At 63.9% G+C, this 26,310-nt stretch carries 22 protein-coding genes; 4 read left to right on the plus strand and 18 right to left on the minus strand.

Annotation, left to right across the window (positions count from 1 at the left end):
* Nucleotides 1-28: 28 nt before the first annotated feature.
* The 9 genes from LB555_RS15855 to LB555_RS15895 form a co-directional block, all read right to left on the minus strand.
* Nucleotides 29-829 carry a lysophospholipid acyltransferase family protein gene (locus LB555_RS15855; protein ID WP_140722964.1) on the minus strand — a complete coding sequence of 267 codons (801 nt, stop codon included), beginning with the start codon at nt 827-829 and terminating at the stop codon, nt 29-31.
* A 121-nt stretch (nt 830-950) separates the two neighbouring features.
* Entirely contained in the window at nt 951-1,445 is a 495-nt protein-coding gene (gene rimI, locus LB555_RS15860; RefSeq protein ID WP_224683221.1) for a ribosomal protein S18-alanine N-acetyltransferase, read from the minus strand.
* Between the two features lie 82 nt (nt 1,446-1,527).
* Nucleotides 1,528-2,205, minus strand: coding sequence for a tRNA (adenosine(37)-N6)-threonylcarbamoyltransferase complex dimerization subunit type 1 TsaB (gene tsaB, locus LB555_RS15865; RefSeq protein ID WP_224683222.1), 678 nt, complete (start codon nt 2,203-2,205; stop codon nt 1,528-1,530).
* Between the two features lie 107 nt (nt 2,206-2,312).
* Complete coding sequence (locus LB555_RS15870; protein ID WP_224683223.1) at nt 2,313-3,419, minus strand: DUF1513 domain-containing protein; 1,107 nt, start codon at nt 3,417-3,419, stop codon at nt 2,313-2,315.
* Between the two features lie 352 nt (nt 3,420-3,771).
* Nucleotides 3,772-4,851, minus strand: coding sequence for an imelysin family protein (locus LB555_RS15875; protein WP_224683224.1), 1,080 nt, complete (start codon nt 4,849-4,851; stop codon nt 3,772-3,774).
* Entirely contained in the window at nt 4,851-6,452 is a 1,602-nt protein-coding gene (locus tag LB555_RS15880) for a di-heme oxidoredictase family protein (protein ID WP_224683225.1), read from the minus strand. Before LB555_RS15880 ends, LB555_RS15875 begins: the two co-directional genes overlap by 1 nt.
* A gap of 12 nt (nt 6,453-6,464) precedes the next feature.
* A complete protein-coding gene (gene bfr / locus LB555_RS15885; protein WP_015314026.1) occupies nt 6,465-6,950 on the minus strand; it encodes a bacterioferritin in 486 nt (161 codons plus the stop codon).
* A complete protein-coding gene (locus tag LB555_RS15890; protein ID WP_140614790.1) occupies nt 6,916-7,227 on the minus strand; it encodes a (2Fe-2S)-binding protein in 312 nt (103 codons plus the stop codon). The genes bfr and LB555_RS15890 overlap by 35 nt, the downstream gene beginning before the upstream one ends.
* A gap of 48 nt (nt 7,228-7,275) precedes the next feature.
* Nucleotides 7,276-8,565, minus strand: coding sequence for an imelysin family protein (locus tag LB555_RS15895; protein ID WP_224683226.1), 1,290 nt, complete (start codon nt 8,563-8,565; stop codon nt 7,276-7,278).
* A 432-nt stretch (nt 8,566-8,997) separates the two neighbouring features.
* On the opposite strand from LB555_RS15895, the gene LB555_RS15900 reads away from it, so the two are divergent.
* The gene (locus LB555_RS15900; RefSeq protein WP_224683227.1) at nt 8,998-10,251 is read left to right on the plus strand and encodes an NAD(P)/FAD-dependent oxidoreductase; all 1,254 of its coding nucleotides are present in this window, start codon (nt 8,998-9,000) and stop codon (nt 10,249-10,251) included.
* 112 nt (nt 10,252-10,363) lie between these two features.
* On the opposite strand, the gene LB555_RS15905 is transcribed toward LB555_RS15900, so the two are convergent.
* Entirely contained in the window at nt 10,364-11,641 is a 1,278-nt protein-coding gene (locus tag LB555_RS15905) for a 4-aminobutyrate--2-oxoglutarate transaminase (RefSeq protein ID WP_224683264.1), read from the minus strand.
* Nucleotides 11,642-11,868: 227 nt separating this feature from the next.
* Here LB555_RS15905 and LB555_RS15910 point away from each other — a divergent pair, with 227 nt between their 5' ends.
* Genes LB555_RS15910 through LB555_RS15920 form a run of 3 tightly spaced genes read left to right on the plus strand, consistent with a single transcriptional unit; the run spans nt 11,869 to nt 17,158 of the window.
* Nucleotides 11,869-13,005 carry an efflux RND transporter periplasmic adaptor subunit gene (locus LB555_RS15910; RefSeq protein WP_224683228.1) on the plus strand — a complete coding sequence of 379 codons (1,137 nt, stop codon included), beginning with the start codon at nt 11,869-11,871 and terminating at the stop codon, nt 13,003-13,005.
* Nucleotides 13,002-14,072 (plus strand): efflux RND transporter periplasmic adaptor subunit, encoded by a 1,071-nt coding sequence (locus tag LB555_RS15915; RefSeq protein ID WP_224683229.1) that lies wholly within the window; start codon nt 13,002-13,004, stop codon nt 14,070-14,072. Before LB555_RS15910 ends, LB555_RS15915 begins: the two co-directional genes overlap by 4 nt.
* The gene (locus tag LB555_RS15920; RefSeq protein WP_140878308.1) at nt 14,069-17,158 is read left to right on the plus strand and encodes an efflux RND transporter permease subunit; all 3,090 of its coding nucleotides are present in this window, start codon (nt 14,069-14,071) and stop codon (nt 17,156-17,158) included. Before LB555_RS15915 ends, LB555_RS15920 begins: the two co-directional genes overlap by 4 nt.
* 40 nt (nt 17,159-17,198) lie before the next feature.
* Here the strand turns inward: LB555_RS15920 and LB555_RS15925 are convergent, their stop codons facing one another.
* The 8 genes from LB555_RS15925 to LB555_RS15960 all read right to left on the minus strand — a co-directional run bounded on the left by LB555_RS15925 (nt 17,199) and on the right by LB555_RS15960 (nt 26,082).
* Nucleotides 17,199-17,960: an ABC transporter ATP-binding protein gene (locus tag LB555_RS15925; protein ID WP_140787105.1), complete on the minus strand. Its 762-nt coding sequence runs from the start codon at nt 17,958-17,960 to the stop codon at nt 17,199-17,201.
* Nucleotides 17,957-18,820, minus strand: coding sequence for an ABC transporter ATP-binding protein (locus LB555_RS15930; protein WP_224683230.1), 864 nt, complete (start codon nt 18,818-18,820; stop codon nt 17,957-17,959). Before LB555_RS15930 ends, LB555_RS15925 begins: the two co-directional genes overlap by 4 nt.
* On the minus strand, nt 18,817-19,743 hold the full coding sequence (gene nikC, locus LB555_RS15935) for a nickel transporter permease (RefSeq protein WP_015314038.1): 927 nt from the start codon (nt 19,741-19,743) through the stop codon (nt 18,817-18,819). Before nikC ends, LB555_RS15930 begins: the two co-directional genes overlap by 4 nt.
* Before the next feature lie 196 nt (nt 19,744-19,939).
* Nucleotides 19,940-21,001, minus strand: a complete 1,062-nt coding sequence (locus LB555_RS15940; protein WP_224683231.1) for an ABC transporter permease — start codon at nt 20,999-21,001, stop codon at nt 19,940-19,942.
* Nucleotides 21,002-21,020: 19 nt separating this feature from the next.
* Complete coding sequence (locus tag LB555_RS15945) at nt 21,021-22,664, minus strand: ABC transporter substrate-binding protein (RefSeq protein ID WP_140614797.1); 1,644 nt, start codon at nt 22,662-22,664, stop codon at nt 21,021-21,023.
* 260 nt (nt 22,665-22,924) lie between these two features.
* Nucleotides 22,925-24,202, minus strand: a complete 1,278-nt coding sequence (locus tag LB555_RS15950; protein WP_224683232.1) for a lytic murein transglycosylase — start codon at nt 24,200-24,202, stop codon at nt 22,925-22,927.
* Between the two features lie 188 nt (nt 24,203-24,390).
* Complete coding sequence (recR, locus tag LB555_RS15955) at nt 24,391-24,996, minus strand: recombination mediator RecR (RefSeq protein ID WP_015314042.1); 606 nt, start codon at nt 24,994-24,996, stop codon at nt 24,391-24,393.
* Between the two features lie 78 nt (nt 24,997-25,074).
* On the minus strand, nt 25,075-26,082 hold the full coding sequence (locus tag LB555_RS15960; RefSeq protein ID WP_015314043.1) for a cell wall hydrolase: 1,008 nt from the start codon (nt 26,080-26,082) through the stop codon (nt 25,075-25,077).
* Nucleotides 26,083-26,310 lie beyond the last annotated feature (228 nt).

Genomic DNA, 26,310 nt, shown 5'->3' on the forward strand with positions numbered 1-26,310 from the left:
CAGACGATTCTGCCTTGGGGCGTTGGGTTCAGCGGCTCGGGAGCGGATCGGCAAGGGCCGCCTGCATCATCTCGCGCACCCGGCCTTCCATCAGCTTGGCCGTTTCCTTGCGGTTGGAACCCTTGGCAAAGGCGATCGGCTCGCCGAAATGCACCTCGACGTCGAGCGCGCCCTCGGCCATCAGCACCTTGAGATGCGGCATCAGGTCCTCATCGCCGATCCAGGCTGCGATCGGACGGTGGCGGCGGCCGAGCGGTACGCCGTGCAGGCGCGTATAGGCGATCGCAACGGGCTGGATGAAGACCTGCTCGGCCGCGCCTTCGGAAATGGCCATCGAGGCGGCGCCGAACAGGGTGCTTTTGAAGGGCAGGACGACATTGCCGTCACCGGTCGAGCCCTCGGCGAACAGCACCATGGCATCGCCCTTGGCCATGCGTCTGGCGATCTCGCTGGCCTGATCGCCAGACGAACGCTTGCGTTCGCGCTCGATGAAAACAGTGCGCTGCAGTTTCGACAGCATGCCGATCAGCGGCCAGCCTTCCATGTCGGCTCGGGCGATGAATTTCACATCGGCAAAGGAGCCCAGCACCATGATGTCGGTCCAGGAGATGTGGTTCGAGGCAACCAGCAAGGGGCGTTTGTCGGACAGTGCCCCCCTGACATGGATACGCATGCCGAGCGCCCGGATGATCAGCCGGTGCCAGATTTTGAGGATGAAGGTTTCCGGCCACCAACCGGTCTTCATCGACAGGATCTGCAGCGGCACGAAAACCAGCGACCCAGCGACGACGAGGCCCAGCGCCAGGAAAATCCTGATTTTCTTGATCATCGCCCTACCATTACAGCGCCGCGCGTCCTCTTGGACGCGCAAAGGACGCTGTAACACCTTAATTCTGGCGCATGATCCTCTCCGAAATCGGATTCGATTTTCGGGATCATGCGGTCCCTGGCTAGCGAAGATCGCGGCGCATGACAAGCGCCCCAGTCGGCCCGCGATCGGGCGACTTGTAGTAATCCGGACGCTTGCCGACTTCCCGAAAACCCAACCGACGATAGAGGGCGATCGCCGCGGCATTGGTCTCATCGACCTCGAGGAACAAGGCTTCGGCGCGCTGCGAATGCAATTCGCGCAGCACTGCGTCCATCAACTGCCAGCCCAGGCCCTGGCGACGATGCGACCGTGCCACCGCGACGGTCAGGATTTCACCCTCGCCCGCGGCCAGCCGGGCGAGGACGAAGCCGGCAGGCGGCTTGGCGCCCTGCCCGGTTTCGCGCGCGGCATAACCGAACACGGTGTCCTGTTCGAGCAAGGCGGCGAACTCACCATCGGTCCAGGGGCGGACAAAATCCTCGCGGTGCAGCAGCGAGACCGCGGCGCTGTCGGTGATCCTGAGCGGCTCGAGCGCGTAGTCGCGGCGACGTGGTTGAAGAAAAGGTATGCGCATCAATTCTCGTTTTCTCGTCTGACCATGGTCTCTAGGCGAACGGGACCGTTTGTCCGCGAAAGCCGGCTTCCACTTTTCGGGATCATGGTCTTTGCCTCGATAGTATAAACCCGGCCTGCGGCCTGGCATCGGCACCACGCAGATAAAGCGGCTTCGGCCTTTCGCCCTGCCCCTTTGCGGCAGCCAGCCGGGCGTAGGTGAGAATGTCGGCGGTGGCCGCCCGAGGCCCGATGTCGAAGGTGCGGCCGGCCGCGTCAGCGATCAGCGTCGCTGCCGTGCCGGCGAGCACCGCGGAACGTTCCGACGCCATCGTCACCGCATCCGCAAGCGTGGCCACGGCCGGACCGTAAGTCAACACTGACATTTCATCGTACAGTGCGGCATGGATTTCCTCGCGGCCGGCATCAAGCGCCGCCAGCACGGCGCGGCTAGGAAAGGCACTGGCCGCCTCGGCGGCCAGTGCCTCGAGGGTCGTCACCCCGATTGCCGGCAGCTTGAGCGCCAGCGCCAGGCCACGCGCCGTCGACACGCCGACGCGCAGGCCGGTGAAGGAACCCGGACCGACAGAGACGGCAATGGCGCCAAGCCCGGCGTAGTCGGTCGCGCCGGTCTTCAACGCGTCAGCGATGACGGCCATCAGGTGCTCGGCATGACCCTTGCCCAGATCAAGCACCGAGCGGCCAAGCTCCAGCCCAGCCGCCGCGTCGTAGACGCAGGCGGCGCAGAGGCTGGCGGCACAGTCGATGGCGAGAACTTTCATGAAACGACCGGTTCGAGAAACAATTCCCTGTGCCCGCCATGGCGCGCAACCGCAAGTGTGTAGTGCATAATTTGTTAAGCGGCTTCGGTTTGGCCCGGCAGAAGAGCTTATGCCGCCGGCCCTATGCGCAGCATGTGATTGTCCCAGACATAGTCCGGTTCCGTCCGCGTGGCACCACCGCCCTCGATGATCTCGCCGGCGCCCGTGGTGGCCATGAAACCTGCCCCGTCGGGCGCCACGCCGCAGACTTCGACCAGCGCGCTGGAGGAGACGATCCGGCCGCTGCCCGCATCGATCACGACAAGCGAATTGCCTTCCGGCGAGGAGACGGCGACGGTGCCGGCACCAGGATTGGCGGCGACCGAGCCGATATAGTTGCGGAAACCGGACAGCACATCCCGCGGCATGTCGAGCAATGCCAACTCCTTACCCCGCGCGGCGCGACCGACCAGAAGCGGACGATCGGTGCCGGAGCCCCTGTATTGGCAGCCGAACCAGACGGTGCCGGTCTGGTCGATATCCATGTGGCGAATCGACAATTGGTGGAGAGCGGCCGGCAGTTCATGCTTTTCGATCAGGTCGCCGGTGACGCGGTCGACCAGCACATAGGAAGGCTTCATGGTGGCAATGTTGAGCTCGGCGCGTCCATAGTCTGGGTGGGTCTCGATGCCGCCATTGGCGACCGCGATCGTCTTGCCATCGCGCAGCAGAAGAAGTTCGTGCGGGCCCATGCCGTAGGTCGGGAATTCGCCGACGCGATTGAATTTCGCCCGCGCGTCATAGACGCCGACCACGCCAGCGGCGTTGTCGAAGTCGTTTTCGGTGGCGTAGAGCAGAGAGCCGTCGGGCGAAAAGACACCATGACCGAAGAAGTGCCGGCCTGCGATGCTGGCGATGGTCCGCGGGGCGTCGCGCCCGGCGTGATCGAATACGACGGCGAAGGTGCCGGGCTGGCGGGCGAAAACCACCGAACGCTTCGAGATCGGATCGAAGGTGACGTCATGACCGCGATCGGGCAGGTCGACCGTATGCAGCACCTTGCCGGCCTCGGACAGGACGGCGGCACCAAAACTGCCGTCGCGCTTGACGAAGGCGGTGGCGAACACGGCATCCGCCGCGAGCGTATTTGCCCAGGCCGAGGGCGTCACGGCGGCGGCAAAGCCAATGCCGGCGGCCCTCAAGAAATCGCGGCGGTCGATGAGACGCGTTTTCAAGACATGGCCCTCCCCTGCACTGGCCGGCTCCAAGACATGGTAGTTTTTAGGGATCGGAGCTGACGCTTGGCACCTGCCGATTCTTCGAATGACTCATCGCAGACGTTGGAAGTTGGCCGAAGCCTCCGGAACTTCGTCATCCTTGGGCGGAGCAGGAGCGTAGCTCCGTCGCGGAGACCCAAGGATCCATGCCGTGACTTTCGCCGAGGAATGCAGCAGAGCAGAATTCTGAACCGTTGCAAGGCCTTGCGGTCACGGCATGGATCCTGGGGTCTACGCCGCGTCGCTTCGCTCCTTGCTTCGCCCCAGGATGACGAAGCTATGGGCGTTTCGGCCAATCTCAAGGTCACGCTCAGTCTCCATCCAGCGACGAGAGGCCGGCGGTCAGGCCGAATTCGGCGGTCAGCCTGGTGCCGATCAGGGTCGACAGGCTGGAGGTGATCAGGGCGAGATGCTCGAGTTTTTCGCGCAGCGCCGGATCGGCGAGCGCCTTGTCGATCGGGCCCTGGACGGCCTTGGCGGTCGCAACGCCGTTGAGCAGCTGGATGTGGATCGACTCTGCCATCCAGCGCGCATCCGGCGGCAGCGCGTTGCCGAGCTTCGACACCTGGAACAGCGCATCGATGCCGGCCAGATTTCCGGCCAGCGCGTTGGCGGTGTTCTGCGAACGCCAGTAGATCGCCTGTTTTGGCTTGTCGGCCTCGGGCTTGGCGCCCAGAAAACCCTTCAGGCGCACATCGCGGACCATTTCCAGTTCGTTGATCAAGACGCCGACCAGTTCGGTCACCGCCTCGTTACCATCGCGATAGAGCGTGTTTTGCGGCCCCGGATTGGCCCACAGTGCCGCGAATCCATCTGGTTTGTCCCAGGCCGCGCTGACGTCCGCGGCGATGGTTTCGATGTTGCCGGCGACAGCCGCCCCGTAAGCGCAGCGATAGGATTCAGCCTTGCCCGTCAAGGCGTCGGCGCCGTCGCCGTAGAGCACGAATTCCAGCGCCCCGAGCCCCTGCATGGCAACGCTCTTGCCGGCAAGCTGGACAGGATCGGTGGCAGCGGGATCCTTGTCCGACAACGCCGCCTGCACCTGCTTCAGACCGATGCTCTTGCGATCCGGCCAGAACAGCATGCGTTCCAGCCTGTTGTTCTCCTTGATCGGCCCGAAACCGATGATCTCGGCCGATGACCAGGCGTAGACGGTAGCCGAGAACGCGGCTCGCGCCGCTTCTAGGTCCGCTTGCGAGGGCGCCCCGCAAAGCTTGTGCATGGCTTTGGCGAGGGCTTCCGCATGCTGGTGCAGGTCCTCATATGCCGGGCGGACAAAGCCGTCGATCGCGCGCTGGATGACATCAGAGGCTTTCACCGCGGCCGATGCGGGCAACGCGCCCAGCAGAACCAGCGGAAGAACGAGAACCAGCGCGAAACGCTTCGCCATTAAAGTGACCCCAGGAATTTGACCAATGCATCGCGCTCGGTGGCGCTGGTGGCGGCAAAGCGGTCGCGCGCCTTCTGCGCCTCGCCGCCATGCCACAGGATGGCCTCGACCAAAGTGCGCGCACGACCATCGTGCAGATAGAAGGAATTGCCGTTGACCATTTCGGTGAGGCCGATGCCCCATAGCGGCGGCGTGCGCCACTCATTGCCGGTCGCATCGCCCACAGCCTGGCCGTCGGCAAGATCCGGCCCCATGTCGTGCAGCAGGAAATCGGAATAAGGCCAGATCAACTGGAACGCCTGCGGCTTGTCAGGTGCATCGCGACGGGTAACGAATTTCGACGTGTGACAGGCAACGCAGCCGATTTCATAAAAGACCTTCTTGCCGGCGAGCACCTCAGGCGAGGCGAGGTCGCGTCGCGCCGGCACCGCCAGGTTGCGCGAATAGAAGGTGACGAGATCCATCACCGGCGCCGGCGCCTCGACCGGGCCGAGGCGCGCCTGCACGCCGTTGGGCATGGCGAGGCACTTTTCCTGCGCGGCGGTGCAATCGCCCCAGTGTTTCGGCGCCTCCGGCGTCGAGATGCCGATATCGCCGGCAAAGGCATCGGCGGCCTGCTGGCGGATCGACGCGGTCTGCGCCTTCCAGCCGAAACGGCCAAGCGTCAGCTCGCCGCTCAGGCCATCACGCACGATGTTGGGCTTGCCGGAAATACCATCGCCATCCCTGTCGTCAGGGTCGGCACGGGCCAGAATGTCGGCCGGCGCGATCTGTTCGATGAGGCCGAGGCCGATCATCGGCGGCGTCAGGCGCGGCGACAGCGTGGTGCGCGGATCGAGCGGCCCGTAGCCGAGATCATCGATCGTATAGGCGGGTTTGCGCAGTAAAACCGCGGTGCCGTCCGGCAGTTCCACCTTCCGTTCCCGATAGTCGACACGCATCCTGCCCTCACCCCTGAGACCAGGCACGGCCAGTTGCTGCAATTGCGTGCCATAGACCGGGTCTGGAAGGTTGAGCAGCCGGTGGTCGGCGAGCGCCGCCTTTTCTTCCGCGCTGCTGGCATCGCGCGCCAGCCGCAGGAACATCGAGGTGGTGCCAACATCGGCTTGCGGCGGCCGTCCGCGTCCATCCTTCAGATGGCAGTTCTGGCAAGCGCGTTCGTTGAACAAGGGTCCGAGCCCATCCGATGCCTGCGTCGAGGACGGCGACGAGACCCAGTTCTTGCGGAAAAGCGCATTGCCGAGCTTGAAGGTGCCTTCTTCCTCGAAGCTGATGTTGGCCGAAGATTGCGAGAAGGAATCACAGCTGATGTCTTTCCGCGAGGTGCCTGCGCCACCTTGCATCAGTTCGAAAGGCTCGGGCTTGGAAAAATCCGTGGTCGGCCTGGCAATGGCTGTGACGCGCACCTGATCCTTGGCATTAAGGTCGGTGCGCGTGGTGGCGAGACCGGCGGGTAGAAGGTCGCCGGCGATGGCAGAAGTGGTCAGCGCCAGCATCAGAATAATGCCGTGCCGACCAGCCGATATGGCTGGCATTTTCCGGAGGCGCGGCGGGCCCTTGGCCCGCCGCAAGCGGCGCAGGACGTCTAAGAGGCGCCGCATTCCCGCATATCCTTAGTCTGCCTCGTCCGCCGGTGCGGCGTTGAGCTGGCCGTACTTTTCCTCACCGATCGAGGCCAGCAGGTCGAGCTGCGTCTCGAGGAAGTCGATATGGCTTTCCTCGTCGGCGAGCAGTTCCTCGAACAGTTTCATCGTCACGTAGTCGCCCGCTTCCTCGCAGATTTCGCGCGAGCGCTTATAGGCAGTGCGCGCGTCATATTCACCGGCCAAGTCGGATTCGAGCACTTCCTTGACGTTCTGGCCGATGCGCAGCGGCGCCACGGACTGCAGGTTGGGATGGCCTTCAAGGAAGATGATGCGGGCGACGAGCTTGTCGGCGTGGTGCATCTCCTCGATCGATTCCGCCCGCTCCTTCTTGGCCAGCTTGGCGTATCCCCAATCCTCGAGCAGGCGGAAATGCACCCAATACTGGTTGACGGCGCCGAGCTCCAGAAAGAGAGCCTCGTTAAGCCGCTCGATGATCTGTGGTTCGCCTTTCATGGGTCCTGCTCCCGTATTGGACGCGCAGGCCTCTGACGCGATCCAGATGTGAAACGATGTCCACGCCGCTTGCCTGCGAGCGGGCGTGGTAGTTCTCGGTGACCCGAATGATCGTTTCGACCACATTTGGGAAGCAGCCGCAACAGCGGCCCCGTTTGTGCATGGCGTGATAGACCTTTGCCGGCACGATGAGCTGCCAGGGATCCTGATCCAGCAGGCCGATGATCGTCTGCTCGATCTCCTTCTCGGTGATGATGTTGCAATGGCAGATCAGCATTTCGTCGCTCTGGCTGACGGCGCTCCGATGCGCCGTTTGGCTGGGGGCTTACTTGAACACCTTGTCGGGCGCGTCGAGACTGTCGGAGCCTTCGAAGGCGATGTTGTTCAGCTTCAAGGCGCCGACGGCGCGTTCGATCGACTTGGTCTGGTCGATCAATGCGTCGATTGCCGCCTGCACGGTGGCATTGCCCGCCGTATTGCCCTCGGCGATCTGCTGGTCATAGGCCTCGCCGGCCAATGCCCGTGCCTTGATGGCTTCCATCTTGGCGACCGAAACATCGAGCTTGTCGGACAGTTCCTTGTCGATTGCCGGATCCGCTGCCTTGACCATGTCGTGCACCGAGGGACCCGAAACGACGGTACCATCCAGCCTTGTGTAGCTGGCGTGATAGGCGGCGCGAATGCCGACTGCATCATAGAGATGAGAATTGTAGGTGTTGTCGGAGAAGCAGTCATGCTCCTCTTCCGGATCGTGCAGCAGCAGGCCGAGCTTCATGCGCTCGCCGGCCAGTTCGCCGTAGGAGAGCGAGCCCATGCCGGTGAAGATCACCGAGACGGCGGTGTTCGGCTCGCCATCGACGAGGTTCTTGCGCGCGGCGCCGTCTTCCTTCCAGTCGTTGACCATCTTCTGCAGGTCGGAGACCAGAAGGTCAGTTGCCGATTTCAGGTACTGTGCGCGGCGGTCGCAATTGCCGCCGGTGCAGTTCTTGAGGTCGTAGTCCGTATAGAGACGCTCGCCGGCGCCTGGACCGCTGCCGTGCAGGTCCTGACCCCAGAGCAGGAACTCGATGGCGTGATAGCCGGTAGCGACGTTGGCCTCGATACCGCCGGCTTGCTGCAAGGTCCCGGAGAGGAATTCCGGCGAAAGCGTCGAGGCGTCGATCTTCTTGCCGTTGATTTCGATCTCCTTGTTGGCGATCACATTGGCGGTGTAGAGAGAATTCGCGTCCGATTCCGTGCCGTAGCTCTTGGCGACATAGTCGATCAGGCCTTCGTCCAGCGGCCAGGAATTCACCTCGCCCTCCCAGTCGTCGACGACCTTGTTGCCGAAGCGATAGACCTCGGTCTGCTGGTAGGGCACGCGCGCCGCCTTCCAGGCGTCGCGGGCGGCATTGAGCGTTTCCGCCGACGGGTTGGCCAGCAGCACGTCGACCGCCTTGTCCAGCGTCCGCGCCGTGGTTAGCGAATCCTCGTACTTGGCAAGCGCGATGTCGGAATAGGTCTTGATCACCGCCTTCGCATCGGTTTGCGCCTTTGCAGGCAGCACGAACACCGCCGCCGTCAGCAGCGCCGTGGCGCCGATCGCCACAAGCCTGCCGCCATATCGTGCCGTCATTATCGCTCTCCAGTTTCTCGGGAATTCCGCAAACGGCGCGCGCGGCAACCGGCACCAGGCCGTATGCATGCCACCGGCCGCAAGATATGCCGCGCTGCCGCGCGGCTCAGGGAAGAAAGACACCAAAATGCCTCCAATCGAACGGGTTCAAGGCCCAGACATCAAAGGGATGCGCCAATGCGCAAGCTTCCTTAAAACTTCGAGTTCGATGGAGTCAACGGAAATTGCTGAAAAACATAATCGAAACAACAGTTTAGAATTATTCTAAACTACAACTGTCAACTTTACGCGTTCCCTTGCACCGACTTTGCGGCCGAACTGTACGATTGACAGTCGCCATCCCGGGTGCGACCCGCAGACATTCTCTTGCGGCGGTGCCAGGCAATTGCCGCTTGGCGAGACGTCCTAGGATCGAATCGGGATCGGAATGCGATGAAGAACGGCGTGGTCATTGTCGGTGCGGGTCATGCGGGCGTGCAGGCGGCCGCCAGTCTGCGCGAGGATGGTTATGATGGGCCGGTGATCCTGGTGGGCGACGAGAACGAACTGCCCTATCACAAGCCGCCGCTGTCGAAGACCTTCATCAAGGATGCCACGGCCAAACCGCAGCCCTTGCGCGGCGAAGCCTTCTACACCGGCAGCGCCATCGACTACCGGCCGGGCATCCGGATCGAGCGCATCGATGCCGGCCGCGGCAGTCTCGACATTGCTGGCGGTGGCGCACTTGCCTTCGACCATCTGATCCTGGCGACCGGATCGCGCCCGCGTGCCTTGCCATTACCCGGCGCGGAGCTGTTCGGCGTGGTGTCGCTGCGCTCGCTGGCCGATGCCCGGCTGATCCGGGACTTGAGCGCGCACAGCGAAGATGTCGTTATTCTCGGCGGCGGCTTCATCGGACTGGAAATCGCCGCGACGCTTCGGGCGGCGGGCCGCACCGTCACCGTTGTCGAGGCGGTCGACCGGCTGCTTGGCCGCGCCGTGGCGCCGGTGGTGGCCAGCCATGTCCGGCAAAGGCTGGAAGCGACAGGCGTGCGCATCCTCACCGGCACCTCGATTGCAAGGCTCGAAGGCGAAGACGGCCATGTCACCGCCGCGATCACCACCTCAGGCGAAAGGCTGCCGGCGCGCATGGTCGTGGTGGGCATCGGTGCCGTGCCGAATGTCGAACTGGCGCAGGAAGCCGGCCTCACCATCGCCAACGGCATCCGCGTCGATCACCAGATGCGCAGCTCGGTACCGGATATCCTCGCCATCGGCGACGCCGCCTCGTACCGGCACTGGTTCACCGGCGGCGACGTGCGGCTGGAATCGGTGCAAAACGCCACCGACCAGGCGCGGCTCGCCGCGCGCACCATATCAGGCCACGCCGACGCTTATTCGGCGGTGCCATGGTTCTGGTCCGACATTGGCGACATGAAATTGCAGATGGTCGGGCTGACATCAGGCGGCGACAGCCATGTCGTGCTCGGTGACCTGCCCGACAACAAGTTCTCGATCTACCACTACGCGGGAGACCGGCTGCTCGGCATCGAGTCCGTCAACCGCCCCGGCGACCACATGCTTGGCCGCAAGATGCTCGGTGCCGGCTTCTCGCCGACACCGCAAACGGTAGCCACGGGTCCCGAAGGGCTGAAGGCGGCTCTGGCTGCCTTTCAGCAGGATGAGCTGGCAAGAGCTGCGGGATAGCCGCCCTCCCCTTGTGGGAGGGTCGCTGCGAAGCAGCGGCGGGGTGGGTCGGCGCCAAGCCCCCCACCCGGACCTGCGGTCCGACCTCCCCACGAGGGGGAGGTAACGTGGTTCAGGCGGCGCAGACTTCGCGGATCGAGCTTTCCAGAATGTCGAGCGCTTCGTTCATGACTTCGTCCTGAATGGTGATCGGCGCCAGGAAGCGGATGACGTTGCCGTAGACGCCGCAGGTCAACAGGATCAGACCCTTGTCGAGCGCCTTCAGCCGGATCGCGTTGGCGATCTCGGCCGACGGCAGGCCCTTCTTGACGTCATTGAACTCAACCGCGTTCATGAAGCCCAGACCCCTGATGTCGACGATCTCGGGCACGTCGTCACGGATCGACTGCAGACGCTGCTTGAGCCGCGCACCCAGCGTGTTGGCGCGGTCGCAGAGCTTTTCGTCCTCGATGACATCCAGGACGGCGTGTGCCGCGGCGACGCCGATCGGGCTGCCGCCATAGGTGCCGCCGAGCCCGCCGGGGCTGGGCGCATCCATGATCTCGGCGCGGCCGGTGACCGCCGCAAGCGGGAAGCCGCCGGCCAGGCTCTTGGCCATGGTGGTGATGTCGGCCGCCACCTCGTGATGGTCCATGGCGAACATCCTGCCGGTGCGGGCAAAGCCGGTCTGCACTTCGTCCGCGATGAGCAGCATGCCGTGCTGGTCGCACAGCTTGCGCAGCGCCGTCAGGAATTCACGCGGCGCGTCGTAGAAGCCGCCCTCGCCCTGAACCGGCTCGATGATGATCGCGGCGACGCGGGCCGGATCGACATCCGCCTTGAACAGCTTGTCGAGTGCCGCCAGCGAATCGGCGACCGAGACGCCATGCAGTTGCACGGGGAACGGCACGTGGTAGACGTCGCCCGGCATGGCGCCGAAGCCAACCTTGTAGGGCACGACCTTGCCGGTCAGCGCCATGCCCATGAAGGTGCGGCCGTGGAAGCCGCCGCCGAAGGCGATGACGGCCTGGCGGCCGGTGGCGTTGCGAGCAATCTTGATGGCATTCTCCACCGCCTCGGCGCCGGTGGTGACGAAGATCGTCTTCTTCTCGAACTTGCCGGGCAGCATGGCGTTCAGCCGTTCGGCCAGCCGCACATAGCTCTCGTAAGGCACGACCTGGTGGCAGGTGTGGGTGAAGCGGTCGAGTTGCGCCTTGACCGCCTCGATCACCCTGGGATGGCGATGGCCGGTGTTGACGACGGCGATGCCCGAGGAGAAGTCGATATAGCGGCGGCCCTCGACATCCCAGATCTCCGAATTCTCGGCCCGGTCGGCGTAGATTTGCGTGGTCATGCCGACGCCGCGCGAGATCGACTGGTTCTTGCGTTCGGAAATGGCGGAGTTCTTCATCATATCCCTCACCGGGCCGGCGCCCGTTCTGTTTGATGCCGTTGAGTTCCCTTCTGGCCTTATTTCAGGTTTTCCTCAAGCCGGCACCATCGCAGGGTCGATTGGGCCTGACTTAACCAGTCCGGCGATACGTCTACGAGACCGGTTTCCTTTTTTTCGGGATCGACTATCCTCCTGTTATCCGCGAGGGACCGCGATCAGCGACCGGCGCGCGGCCGAGGGGAGCCATGAGCAGGAACGTGACATCGTCCGTCTCGCCGCCATCCGCCAAAACTCCCAGCCTTTTGTCTTTTCCAGCCGCTTCAATTCTCGCCTGCACGGCCCTGGCGCTGCTCGCCGGTTGCCAAAAGCAGGCGGCGGCGGACAAGAAGCTGCCGGTCATGGTGCGCACCGAAACGGTGGCGATGGCCGACTATGCGCCGAGAACCTCGCTGACCGGGGTGATCGCGGCGCGCACGCTGAACAATCTTTCGTTCCGGGTTGGCGGACGCGTCGCCGAGCGGCTTGTCGATGTCGGCCAGCATGTCGATCAGGGGACAGTGCTTGCCCGCATCGATCCGCAGGAGCAGGAATCCGATCTGCGATCGGCGCAGGCCGATCTCGATGCCGCGCAGGCGCAACTGACCCAGGCCGCGGCCACTTTCGAGCGGCAAAAGACGCTGCTTGCCCAGGGCTTCACCACCAGGCGCGATTATGACGCGGCCGACCAGGCACTGAAGGTGGCGCAAGGCAGCGTCGATGCCGCGCAGAGCGCACTCGCCAATGCCCGGCAGAACCTGTCTTTCACCGAACTCAAGGCCGGTGCCGCCGGCGTGATCACCGCCCGCCAGGTCGAAGCCGGCCAGGTGGTGCAGGCGGCGCAGACCGTCTTCACCGTTGCCGAGGACGGTGACCGCGACGCCGTGTTCAACGTGCAGGAGACGCTGGTTGCCAGGACGCCGGCCTCGCCGGCGGTGACGATCACGCTGTTATCCGATCCGCAGGTCAGAGCAACGGGCAAGGTGCGCGAGATCTCACCGGCGGTCGACCCGGGTTCGGGCTCGATAAGGGTCAAGGTAGCCATTCCCGAGACGCCCGCCGGCATGCCGCTTGGGGCGGCCGTCATCGGCTCGGTCGGCGCCAAGCCGGCGAAGGCGATCCTGTTGCCCTGGCAGGCCCTGACATCCAGCTCCGGCAAGCCGGCGGTCTGGATCGTCGATCCCGCGACCAAGGCAGTCGCGACGACGCCGGTCGAGGTGCTGGCGTTCGATTCGGGTACCGTCGTCATTGCCAAGGGACTTAACGAAGGCCAGAGCGTCGTTACATCAGGCGGGCAATTGCTCAGCCCCGGCCAGATAGTCGAAATATCGGGAGCGGCGCAATGAAGCGGCTCCTGCTTGGCCTTGCCGCGCTTGGCACGCTCGCAGCCTGTTCGAAATCGGAGGAAAAACCGCCGGAGATCGTCCGGCCGGTGCTGTCGGTCGTGGTCGAGCCGCGCACCACCCAGATCTTCGGTTTCGCCGGCTCGGTCGAACCGCAGGTCAGTGCCGATCTTGCCTTCCGACTGCTCGGTCGCGTCGTCTCGCGCGACGTCAAGGTCGGCGACATCGTCAGCAAGGGCACGACGATCGCGGCACTCGACCCGACCGCGCTGGAGCTGGCCGTCCAGGCGGCCAGGGCCGAACTCTCCAATGCGCAGGCGCAGTTCGCCAATGCCGCGGCCAGCGAGGAGCGCCAGCGCCAGTTGCTCACCTCGGCCAATACGTCGCAGTCCGTCTTCGATGCCGCGCAGCAGGCACGCAAAGCCGCGGAAGCCAGCGTCGAGCGGGCCAAGGCTTCGCTGGCCAAGTCCCAGGAGCAGCTCGGCTACGCCAGGCTGTTCTCGGATTTCGACGGCGTCGTCACCGCCGTCGGCGCGGAGGTCGGCCAAACCGTCTCGCCGGGCCAGACGGTCGTCACCGTGGCACGTTCGGACCCGCGTGAAGCGGTTGTCGATATTCCCGACCAGTTGACCGGCGATCTCTCGGCCGGCACGCCCTTCCAGGTCATCTTGCAGTCGCTGCCGACAATCCAGACAGAGGCCAAGCTGCGCGAGATCGCGCCCCAGTCCGAAGGCTCGACCCGCACCCGGCGCGTCAAGCTGACGCTCACCAATCCGCCGCAAGCCTTCAGGCTCGGTTCGACGGTAACCGCGACCCGGATGACCAAGGTCGTACCAACGATCGAACTGCCCATCTCGGCGCTGCTCGAAAAAAACGGTTCTGAAAAAGTGTGGATCGTCGATCCAAAGACGTCGAGCGTGAGCGCACGCGATATCAAGGTCGCGTGGAAGGCTGGCGCCACCTTCACCGTGGCGGAAGGGCTCGAAGCCGGCATGCGCGTCGTCACCGCCGGCGTTCACAGCCTCGTCGACGGCCAGAAGGTCAAAGTCCCCGCGGGAGGGGCCTCATGAAGGGCTTCAACCTCTCCGACTGGGCGCTCAACCACCGCTCGCTGGTCTGGTATTTCATGCTGGTCTTCGTGGTGGCCGGCGTATTTTCCTATCTCAATCTCGGCCGCGAGGAAGATCCCAACTTCACCATCAAGACCATGATCATCCAGGCCAACTGGCCGGGTGCCTCGGTCAAGGAGACGGTGCAGCAGGTGACCGATCGCATCGAGAAAAAGCTCGAGGAACTCGACAGCCTCGACTTCACCAGATCCGTCACCACCGCCGGCCAGACCGTCATCTTCGTGAACCTGAAGGACACCACCAAGGCACGCGACGTCGTGCCGAACTGGCTTCAGGTGCGCAACATGGTCAACGACATCAAGGCGCAGTTTCCGCAAGGCGTGCAGGGACCGTTCTTCAACGACCGCTTCGGCGATGTCTACGGCAACATCTATGCCTTCACGTCAGACGGGCTGACGCCACGCCAGTTGCGCGACTATGTGGAGGATGTCAGGACCAAGATCCTGACCGTGCCCAATGCCGGCAAGGTCGATCTGGTCGGCGCGCAGGACGAGGCCATCTATCTCGAATTCTCGACGCGCCAGATAGCGGCGCTTGGCCTCAACCAGCAGCAAATCGTCGCCAGCCTGCAGGCCCAGAATGCGATCACCCCGTCCGGCGTCATTCAGTCCGGGCCGGAGCGCATCAGCGTGCGCGTCGGCGGCCAGTTCACCTCCGAGGAGAGCCTGCGCGCCATCAACCTGCGCGTCAACGATCGGTTCTTCCGGCTGAGCGACGTGGCGACGATCACGCGCGGTTATGCCGACCCGCCGACGGCCTTGTTCCGCTTCAACGGCCAGAACGCGATCGGGCTTGCCATCGGCATGAAGCCCAACGCCAATCTGCTCAAATTCGGCGAGGCGCTGCATGAGGAGATGAACAAGGTGCTGGCCGACCTGCCGGTCGGCGTCGGCGTGCATCTGGTGGCCGACCAGCCTGTCATCGTCGAGGAGGCGGTCTCAGGGTTTACGCGTGCGCTGTTCGAGGCGGTGGCGATCGTGCTTGCCGTCTCGTTCATCAGCCTTGGCATGCGCGCCGGCTTCGTGGTGGCGCTGTCGATCCCGCTGGTGCTGGCCATCACCTTCACGGTCATGGAGTATCTGGGGATATCGCTGCAGCGCATTTCGCTCGGCGCTCTGATCATCGCGCTCGGGCTGCTGGTCGACGACGCGATGATCGCGGTCGAAATGATGGTAGCGCGGCTGGAGGTCGGCGACAGCCTGCGCAAGGCGGCGACCTATGTCTACACCTCGACCGCCTTCCCGATGCTGACCGGCACGCTGGTGACGGTCGCGGGCTTCATCCCGATCGGGCTCAACTCGAGTGCTGCCGGCGAATACACCTTCACCTTATTCGTCGTCATCGCGGTGTCGCTGCTGGTGTCATGGATCGTGGCGGTGCTGTTCGCGCCGCTGCTCGGCGTGACCATCCTGCCGGCGACGATGAAGACCAAGCATCATGACCAGCCAGGACGCTTCACGTCGCTGTTCCGGCGCGTCCTTGTCGGCTCGGTGCGCCATCACTGGCTGACGATCATCGTGACCGTGCTTCTGTTCGCCGCCTCGATCGCCGGCTTCGGCCTGGTGCAGCAGCAGTTCTTCCCACCTTCCGACCGGCCGGAGCTGATCGTCGATTGGAACCTGCCACAGAACTCCTCGATTACCGAGACGCGCGACCAGATGGAGCGCTTCGAACAGCGGGCGCTGGTCGGCAATCCCGACATCGACCACTTTTCCTCCTATATCGGTCAGGGCGCCGTGCGCTTCGTACTGGCCTATGACGTGCAGCCCGCCAATCCCTATTTCGGCCAGACGGTGATCGTCACCAAGAGCATCGAGGCGCGCAACCGGGTGAAGCCGGCGCTGGAGAAGCTGCTGCGCGCGGAGTTTGTCGGCACCGACGCTTTTGTCAAGCCGCTTGAACTCGGACCGCCGGTCGGGCGGCCTGTGCAGTACCGCGTCGGCGGCCCCGACATCCAGACGGTGCGAGAACTGGCGCAGCAATTCGCCGGCGTGATCTCGGTCAATCCGAAACTCGCGGCGCCGACTTTCGACTGGAACGAACCGCAGCGTGTGCTGAGGGTCGACGTGCTGCAGGACAAGGCGCGCCAACTCGGCATCACCTCGTCCGACATCGCCAGCACACTGAACAGCACGGTGGGCGGCGCGACGATCACGCAGGTGCGTGACGCGACGTACCTGATCAACGTCGTGGCTCGCTCGCGCGAGGCCGAACGCGGCTCGATCGAGACGCTGCAAAACATCCAATTGCCGACCGGAAATGGCGAGGCGATCCCACTCGCCGCGGTGGCCAATTTTCGCTACGATCTGGAGCAGCCCACCGTATGGCGACGCGACCGCATCCCGACCATCACCGTGCGCGCCGGCTTGGTCGGCGACGTGCTGCCGGCGACCGTCGTCAACGAGTTGAAACCGTCGGTCGACGCCTTTATCGCCAAGCTGCCGGCCGGCTATTCGGTCGAGACCGCCGGCTCCGTCGAGGAAAGCGCCAAGAGCCAGGGGCCGATCGCGGCCGTGGTGCCGCTGATGCTGTTCGTCATGGCGACCATCCTGATGGTGCAGTTGCAGAGCTTCCAGCGCCTGTTCCTGGTGGTGGCGGTGGCGCCACTCGGGCTGATCGGCGTGGTCGCGGCCCTGGTGCCGAGCGGAGCGCCGCTCGGCTTCGTCGCCATTCTCGGCGTCTTGGCGCTGATCGGCATCCTGATCCGCAACTCGGTCATCCTGATCGTGCAGATCGAGGACCTTGTCGCCGAGGGCAGGGATCGCTGGGCCGCGGTCATCGAGGCAACGGAGCACCGCATGCGGCCGATCGCGCTGACGGCGGCCGCGGCCAGCCTGGCGCTGATCCCGATCGCGCGCGAAGTGTTCTGGGGGCCGATGGCGTATGCGATGATGGGCGGCATCATAGCGGGTACCGCGATCACGCTCTTGTTCCTGCCGGCGCTTTATGTGACGTGGTTCAGGATCAAGGAGCCGAAGCGGGAACAGGGCGGCGAAGTAGACCTCGCCGCTGTTGCGGAAACTTAAGGCGAGGTCGAGCTCCCTGGCGTGACGCGGAGAACTATCGTCAGATCTGCTTCGGAGCCGTCCTCACAAACCCGTCACTGGCCCGCAACAGGTTGCGCGTATAATCCTTCGTCACACGGCGCTCGACGAGATCGTTGGCCACCAGATTCTCCACCGCCTCGCCGCCCTGCATCACCATCAGCCGCTCGCACATATGGGTGATGATTGCGAGGTCGTGGCTGACCATCAGGAAGGTCAGCTTGCGCCGCCGGCGGACTTCCTCCAGCAGGTTGAGGACTTCCGCCTGCACCGAGGCGTCGAGGGCCGAGGTCGGCTCGTCGAGCAGCAGGATCGAGGGCTCGAGGATAAGCGCGCGCGCGATCGCCACGCGCTGGCGCTGACCGCCGGAAAGCTGGTGCGCGTAACGGAAACGAAAGCCGTTGCCGAGGCCGACCTCGTCGAGCGCGCGTTCGATCCGCTTTTCGCCATCGGCAAAACCATGGATGGCGAGCGGCTCCTGCAGCAGGCGGTCGACGGTCTGGCGCGGGTGCAGCGAGCCGTAAGGATCCTGAAAGACCATCTGCACTTCGCGGTAAAAGGCCTTGTCGCGGCGCGCGCCGAGCGTCTTGCCATTGACTGTGATGCTGCCCGAGGCGACCGGCGCGAGGCCGGCTATGGCCCGCAGCAATGTCGATTTGCCCGAGCCGGATTCGCCGACCAGGCCGAAGGATTCGCCCTGCTGCACGTCGAGGCTGACGCCCTTCAGCGCGCGGAAGCGGTCGAAGATCACCTCCAGCCTGTCGACGGCAATCGCAGAAGTCATGCCGCCCACTCCGGCTTGCGGTCGAGCACCGGCAGCGGGTGACGGTCGGCGCCGATTTTTGGCATGCAGTTGAGCAGCCCCCGCGTGTAGGGATGCTGGGCCTGACTCAATTCCGACGCCTTGAGCTGCTCGACGACCTTGCCGGCATACATGACGATGACGCGGTCGCAGAAGGACGAGACCAGGCGCAGATCGTGCGAGATGAAGATCAGGCCCATGCCGCGCTCCGCGACCAGCCTATCGAGGATGCCGAGCACGTCGAGTTGCACCGTGACGTCGAGCGCCGAGGTCGGCTCGTCGGCGATCATCATTTCCGGTCCGGCGATCAGCATCATGGCGATCATGGCGCGCTGGCCCATGCCGCCCGACACTTCGTGCGGATGCAGGTCGAAGATGCGTTTGGGATCGCGGATCTGCACCGCCTCGAGCATGGCCAGCGCGCGCTCGCGCGCCTCGGCCTTGCCGACCTTTTCGTGGGTGCGCAGCGTCTCGACGATCTGGCGGCCGATGCTCATCACCGGATCGAGCGAATATTTCGGGTCCTGCAGGATCATGGCGATGCGGTTGCCCCGCAGCGCCCGGCGTTGGCGCGGCGAGATGCCGAGCAGGTCGATGCCGTCGAAAGTCAATCTATTGGCCGATATCCGGGCCTGCGGCGGTGTCAGGCCCATGATGGCGCGGCCCGTCTGCGACTTGCCGGAACCGGACTCGCCGACGATGCCGAGGCGTTCGCGGCCAAGCGAAAAGGAAACGCCGCGCACCGCCTCGATCATGCCGGTGCGGGTCGGAAAGGTGACGCGCAGACCCTCGACGTCGAGAAGCGTGCTCTTGGATCGCTGCTGATCAGGGGGGTCACTCATTGGTCACCGCTGCGGGGATCGAGTGCGTCGCGCAGGCCGTCGCCAAGCAGGTTGAAGCCAAGGCTGACGATGAGGATGGCGAAGCCCGGCGCACCAGCCACCCACCATTGGTCGAGGATGAAGCGGCGACCCGAAGCGATCATGGTGCCCCATTCCGGCAGCGGCGGCTGCGCGCCAAGGCCGAGGAAGCCGAGGCCTGCGGCCGTCAGGATGATGCCCGCCATGTCGAGCGTCACGCGGACGATCAGCGAGGAGATGCACAATGGCATGATGTGGCGAAGCACGATGCGGAAAGGCGAGGCGCCCATCAATTGCACGGCCTTGATGTAGTCCGAGTTGCGCACGGTGAGCGTCTCGGCGCGGGCGATGCGCGCATAGGGCGGCCAGGAGGTGATGGCGATCGCCAGCACGGCGTTCTCGATGCCGGGGCCAAGGGCGGCGACGAAGGCCAGCGCCAGCACCAGCTTGGGGAAGGCAAGGAAGATGTCGGTGATGCGCATCAGTATGGCATCGGTCCAGCCGCCGGCATAGCCGGCGACGGTGCCGACCAGGAGACCGATGGGAGCGGCGATGATGGCGACCAGGACGACGACATAAAGCGTCCAGCGGGAGCCGTAGAGGATGCGCGAATAGATGTCACGGCCGAGGTCGTCGGTGCCGAACCAGTGCTGCGCACTCGGCGCCAGCAGCCGCGCGTTCTTCAGGTCACCGAAGGTCGGCGAATACGGCGCCAGCATACCGGCAAGGACGGCGACGAGCAGCAGCGCGATGATGATCAGCAGGCCGACAAAGGCCAGCCGGTTGGCGGAAAAGCGCCGCCACGCGACATAGGCGCGGCCGAGCCTTGCCTGCAAGCGCGATGCCGGCCGCTCCGACAGCAACCATTCGCGACGGGAGAAGGTGCGGGCGTCGGAGGCGGTCATGACGATGCCTCTTTAAGCTGTCGACCCCCACTCCGGTCTGCTTCGCAGACCACCTCTCCCCCGTTCGACGGGGGAGAGGAAAGGCGCCAAGCCTGCGACCGCGTTTTCCTCTCCCCCGGGCAGGGGGAGAGGTGGCCCGAAGGGCCGGAGTGGGGGTGACTAGCGGCAGCCAAGCCCGAAAGTGCAATACCTCTACTCATCCTGTCTTCGTCCTCGGGTCGAGCACACGGTAGAGCAGGTCGGACAGAAGATTGATGGCGATGAACACCGAGCCGATGACGATGGTACCGCCGAGAACGGCGTTCATGTCGGCGTTCTGCAGCGAGTTGGTGATGTAGAGGCCGATGCCCGGCCAGGAGAAGACGGTCTCGGTCAGCACCGAGCCCTCGAGCAGCCCGGCATAGGACAACGCGATCACGGTCACCATCGGCACGGCGGCATTGCGCAGCGCGTGGCCCCAGATGATGCGGGTTTCCGACAGGCCCTTGGCGCGCGCGGCGACGACATATTCCTGGGCGAGTTCGTTGAGCATGAACGAGCGCGTCATGCGGCTGATGTAGGCCAGCGAGAAATAGCCGAGCAGCGAGGCCGGCAGGATGATGTGACGGAAGGCGTCGTAAAAGACGTCCCACTGTCCCTGCATCGCGGAGTCGAGCAGGTAGAAACCGGTGATCGGCGTGAACGTGTATTCGTAGACGACGTCGAGCCGTGCAGGGAAGGCCACCCATTGCAGCTTCGCGTAGAACAGCACCAGGGCCAGCAGACCCAGCCAGAAGATAGGTACGGAATAGCCGATCAGGCCGATGATGCGCACGATCTGATCGACGAAGCTGCCGCGTTTGACCGCGGCCAGTACCCCGAGCGGCACACCGAACAGCGCGCCGATCAGTGTCCCCAATGTCGCCAGTTCCGTGGTTGCCGGAAGAGCGCGGCGGATATCGGTCATGACAGGGTTGGTGGTCAGCACCGAGGTGCCGAAATCGCCGCTCAGCGCATGTTTCACATAGATGTAGAACTGCTCGATCAACGGCAGGTCGAGGCCCATCTCGCGGCGCGTGCGCTCCACGACATTGGCGGGTGCCCGGTCGCCGAGAACGGCCAGCACCGGGTCGATCGGGATGACACGGCCAATGAAGAAGGTGACCGCGAGAAGACCAAGATAGGTCGTCACCGCAATGACCAGGAATCGGCCAAGCGAAGATGCAAGGGCTACGGCGCGGGCGCTGCCGCGCCCGCCCTCGTTTTCAATCGCGCTCATGCGGGCGTGTCCGCGAACGCTATTCCTTGGAGACCGGCCCGACGAAGTTGGTATCGAAGCTCGGACCAAGCGCGAAGCCCTTGAGGTTCTTGCGCAGACCGGCGACTTCCAACTGCTGGTGGATGACGACGAAGGGGCTGGTGTCGAGGATCTTCTTTTCGAGATCCTTGTACATATCGGCGCGCTTGCCAGAATCCTTCTCGAGCAGGGCTGCTTCCGTCTGCTTGGTCAGGTCCGGAATGTCCCAGGCATTGCGCCATGCCAGCGTCTTCGACTTGCCAGCATCCGAATTGTCCGGGTTCGAGGCAAAGGTCTGGGCATTGGAATTCGGATCGAAATAGTCCTGGCCCCACTGGCCAATATAGATGTCGTGGTTGCGGGCACGGTATTTGGTCAGCGTCTGCTTGCCGTCGCCGGGGATGATCTCCAGCTTGATGCCGGCCTGGCCAAGCGTCTGCTGGATGGATTCCGCCATGCCGGTGGTCGGCTGGCCGGTGCGTACGTCCATGGTTACGCTGAAGCCGTCGGGCAGGCCGGCCTTGGCCAGCAGCTCCTTGGCCTTGGCGACATCGAGCTTGAACGGGTTCTCGTCCAGTTCGCCCAGAACGCCCTTGGGCAGGAAGGTCTGGTGGATCTCGCCGATGCCCTTGAGGATGGTCGTGCTCAAGGCATCATAGTCGACAAGGTATTTGAAGGCCTGGCGCACCTCGGGCTTGGCGAGGTTCGGGTTCTTCTGGTTGAGGCTGATATAGTAGACGGTGCCTTTCGGCGCGCTGGTGGTGGTGAGGTCGGCATTCTTGGCGATGGCGTCGAGGTCGTTCGGCTCGAGGTTGCGGGCAACGTCGATGTCGCCGGCTTCGAGCGCCAGGCGCTGCGCCGAGCTTTCCTTCATGTTGCGGTAGATGACGCGGGCGAGCTTGGCCTTTTCGCCGTAATAATTGTCGTTGCGCTCCATGACGACCGCCTCGTTGGCACGCCATTCACGCAGCTTGTAGACGCCCGAGCCGGCGTAGCCCGTCTTCAGCCAGGCGTTGCCGAAGTCGTTGTCCCATTTGTAGTCGGCGCTCGGCGTCACCGCCGCGACGTGTTCCTTGACCAGCTTGGCGTCGACGATGGAAGCGACGGTGGCCGACAGGCAGTTCAGCACGAAACTTGGCGCATAGGCCTTGTCGACGGTGAACTGGAAGGTTGTGTCGTCGACCGCCTTGGCCTTCTCGGTGACGTTGTCGCCGCTGATGCCGAACTGATCGATGATGAAGGCCGGGCTCTTGTCCAGCTTGACGGCGCGCTCGAACGACCAGGCGACATCGGCGGCGGTGATCGGGTTGCCGGAGGCAAATTTCAGGCCCGGCTTGAGCTTGAACGTATAGGTCAGGCCATCGTCGGAGACGGTCCAGCTTTCGGCGAGATCGGGCTTGACCTTGGAAGTGTCGCTGAGGTCGAGGCGGACAAGAAGATCATAGGTGTTGCCGGTGACTTCGGCGGTCGACAGCTCGAACGCCTCGCCCGGATCCATCGAGATGATGTCGTCGATGGCAAAACCTTCGACAAGCGTATCGGCGGGGGTGACCGCGCCAGCCGGCGCTCCGGCCAGAAGCAGCGCCGACATGGCGGCGCCCGCAAGCAGGATACGGGATCGTAGAGCAAGCTTTTCCATCATCATGATGATTGTTCCCTGTTTTGTTGTTGGTTGACCTGAGTTCCCGGCTCAGGGTTACGGTGTTCTTTCAAGGCTCGACGAGAGCCTCTGCCCCACTAACGTCGTGGTTTTTGTCCAGTTGGTCAACAGCATATCCGGCGGCCCAGCGGTGGGCAACGAGCATTTATGCGATGGTTCATTGGACCAGAATGGCGGGCGGGCGTGTCGAGGCATACATCAGCCAATCGAGGCACCGATCGAGAAAAAATCTGCTAAATTAGAAGCTATTTCAGCGCCGCGACGAGGCCGGCATCGGGAAAACAGGTGGCGGCCTGGCCATTCTTTTCCTGCCATCTACCGATTGAGCGGCGGGTCTTGAAGCCAGGCAGGCCGTCGGCGCTGCCGACATCGTAGCCCTTGGCTTCCAAGGCACGCTGCAGGGCGGCGATATCGGACCGGTGGACATCGCCGACCGGACCCCAGCCACCGGTAAAATTCTGATCGCCATGGGCGATGCGGTCGGCGCCATGGCCGATGAACAGCGCATAGAGGTCGCTGGTGTTGTATTCCTTCAGCACGTAGAAATTGGGGGTCGCGATGAAGGCCGGACCTCTGCGCCCGGCCGGCATCAGCAGGAAACCTTCCGCCTTCAGCTCGCTTGCCGGGAACGCCTTGCCGCCGACGCGCTCGACGCCCATGGCAGCCCATTGTGCAATCTTTTTGCCTTGGTCCGGGCCCTCCAGCGAACAGGAGACGCTCTGGGGCACCATCACCTCGAAACCCCAGCTGCGTCCCCTCACCCAGCCGTAGTGGACAAGATAATTGGCGATCGAGGCCAGCACATCGGGCGTCGAATTCCAGATGTCGACGCGGCCGTCGCCGTCGAAATCGACGGCATGCTTGAGCAACGAGGTCGGCATGAATTGCGGCTGGCCGAGCGCGCCGGCCCAGGACGATTTCATCGCGCCGACCGGCGCCAGCCCACGCTCGACGATTTCCAGCGCCGCCAGCAGTTCTGTGCGGAAGAAATCCTTTTTCGTCGACATGAACGCCTTGGTGCCCAGCACCTCGAAGGCGTCGTAGGGCATCTTCGCCGCGCCGAAGCCGGTTTCGCGGCCCCAGATCGCCAGAAGGATTTCGCCCGGCACGCCATAGCGCTTCTCGATCGAGGCAAGCGTGCGGGCGTTGGCGGCTTCGCGGGCGCGTCCACCCGATGTCACCGCACGAACCGTCTTCTCGGCGAAATAGGCGCCGGGCGATCCGAACTCGGCCTGATGCTGCTTCTGCGGCGTCTTCGGCTTCTCGCCCGGCATGACAAGGTCGGGGAGTTTGAGATTGGGCTTCACGCCGTCGAAGGCGGCGTCGAAGGTGTTTTTGGAAATGCCTTTGGTTTTGGCTTCCGGCCAGAGGTCGTTTTGCAGCCAGGCGCGGAACTGGTCGTCAATGGGGGCGGCGTGGGTGGGGACGGTGAGGACCATCCCCACTAGAGCAGCCAGAAAAAATGCAAGGCTGAATTTGCGAAAGTCGCGTTCCGTCGCACCCCCCTCTGTCCTGCCGGACATCTCCCCCGCAAGGGGGGAGATCGGCTGTCGGCTCGGCTTTCGCCAATCACCAACGTTGAAAGGAGTTCGCCGACGCCGAAGCTGCCAATTTCCCCCCTTGCGGGGGAGATGTCCGGCAGGACAGAGGGGGGTGCCTGGCACAGACAGGTGAATGACGGCCATAGAATGCACCTTCCCCACCAATAACGTTAAAACGCCGTCCGCGAGCGCAGTGCCGCGGCCAGCGTGCCTTCGTCGAGATAGTCGAGTTCGCCACCGACCGGCACGCCGTGCGCCAGCCGCGTTATCTTGACCTCGAAACCGGAGAGCTGATCGGTGAGGTAGTGCGCGGTGGTCTGGCCCTCGACCGTCGCGTTGACGGCGAGGATGATTTCCTTGATTTCGCCGCCGGCGACGCGATCGATCAGCGAGCGGATGTTGAGCTGGTCCGGGCCGATGCCGTCGAGCGGCGACAGCGTGCCGCCGAGCACATGGTAGCGCACGTTCATCGCCGCCGCCCGCTCCAGCGCCCAGAGATCAGAGACGTCCTCGACGATGATCAGGGTGGCGGCATCGCGGCGTGGGTCCGTGCAGATCATGCAGGGGTCCGAGGTGTCGACATTGCCGCAGGTCGAGCAGATGCGCACCTTGTCGGCGGCCTCGCCCATGGCGGCGGCCAGCGGCGAAAGCAGCTGTTCCTTCTTCTTAATCAGGTGCAGCGCGGCGCGCCTGGCCGAACGGGGGCCAAGCCCCGGCACCTTGGCCAGGAGCTGGATCAGGCGTTCGATCTCGGGACCGGCGATTCGCTTGGACATCGCTCTGATCTAGGATTTTTCAGAGCGCTTTGAAACATCCCCCGTCGACGCACGGTTCGCCATGCTGCCATGCGAGAATTAGTTTGTTTCGAGCGGGCGGCCCTGGCTGACAATCATCGCGCCTATGGCATCGGTGTTTTCAGGCGTCGACTGGAATCCCATCGAGGCTTCCTGTGGAGCGTCCTGGATCGAGGAGATGACCCGTTTGTTCGAGGTTCCGCTGTTCAGGGTTCCGCCAAAACGGGCGGCATCCGGCTCTTCCATCGGCTCCTGCATGGCAACTTCCACCGGCTTCGCCGAGACCCGCGCGGATTTTGCCGTCGGCGCCGCGGCCGCGGTCAGATAGGTCTGCTGCGCGGGGGCGGTACGGACGGGCTCCGGCTTGGCCGCCGGTTCCGCCGCGGCGGTCATGTAGACTTGCTGGGCTGGAGCGTTGCGAACTGATGCCTTGGCCGGGCGCACTGTCTCGATGGATGCGACCCGTGTCGCGGGTACCCCCGGCAACGCCGCCGGCTGCTCGGCCGAGGCAATCATCGGCTCATCCGGCAGCGGCTGCCAGTTGCGGCCGCGCTTCTCGTAGAAGGCGTTGCCGCCGGCTACCATGGTGTAGTGCATGTTCTTGTAGGGGAAGCGCAGGCCGGCGGTGTGGAAATACATCGTGTTCTTGAGCTTGGTCTTGCGCTCGCCCTTGAGCACGGCGTCGGCGGCCTCTTCGACATCGGGCATTGCGCGCGAATTCATCGATCTGGTCATGACGCCCGGCGCGAATTGCCCGGGCTCACCGACCACTTGGCAGATGGTGCTGCCATGGTTGCCCGAGCGCAGCCGGTTCATCACCACCGTGCCGACCGCGATCATGCCGTCGCGGCTCGACCGGTTGGATTCGAAGAACATCGCCCGTTCCAGGCATTCCCTGTCCTTCGGCGTGTGACTGTAGGCGCGCGAACTCAGAAAGCTCGGCGTGATGGCGTCGGTCAGGCTGGCGACGGACATGCCGTGCGAGGTTGTCTGGCTGCAAGCGGCCAAGAAAAGGGGAGACGTAATGACGCCGAGCAACAGCGGCGTCTTCCATCGCATCGCGATCAACAGGTAACCCTCTCACTTCAACGCCCGCCCCCAGGCTGCGGCAAGAATGAGACACTTTCGGGCAAAATGATGGCCAAAACGTTATTAACGGCATACTGTTGCCGAATTGACACAAAATCGAGGCTTTCCAGATAGATCGAGCCATCGTTTCACATGGATGATGACCGTTCTCTCTTCGTTTTGCCGCAATTCCCTTGGGGAAACGCCAAGTGCTTTTCCCGGCAAGAC

It is taken from the genome of Mesorhizobium sp. BR-1-1-10 (assembly GCF_020165595.1).
In the GTDB taxonomy this organism is placed as follows: Bacteria; Pseudomonadota; Alphaproteobacteria; order Rhizobiales; family Rhizobiaceae; genus Mesorhizobium; species Mesorhizobium australicum.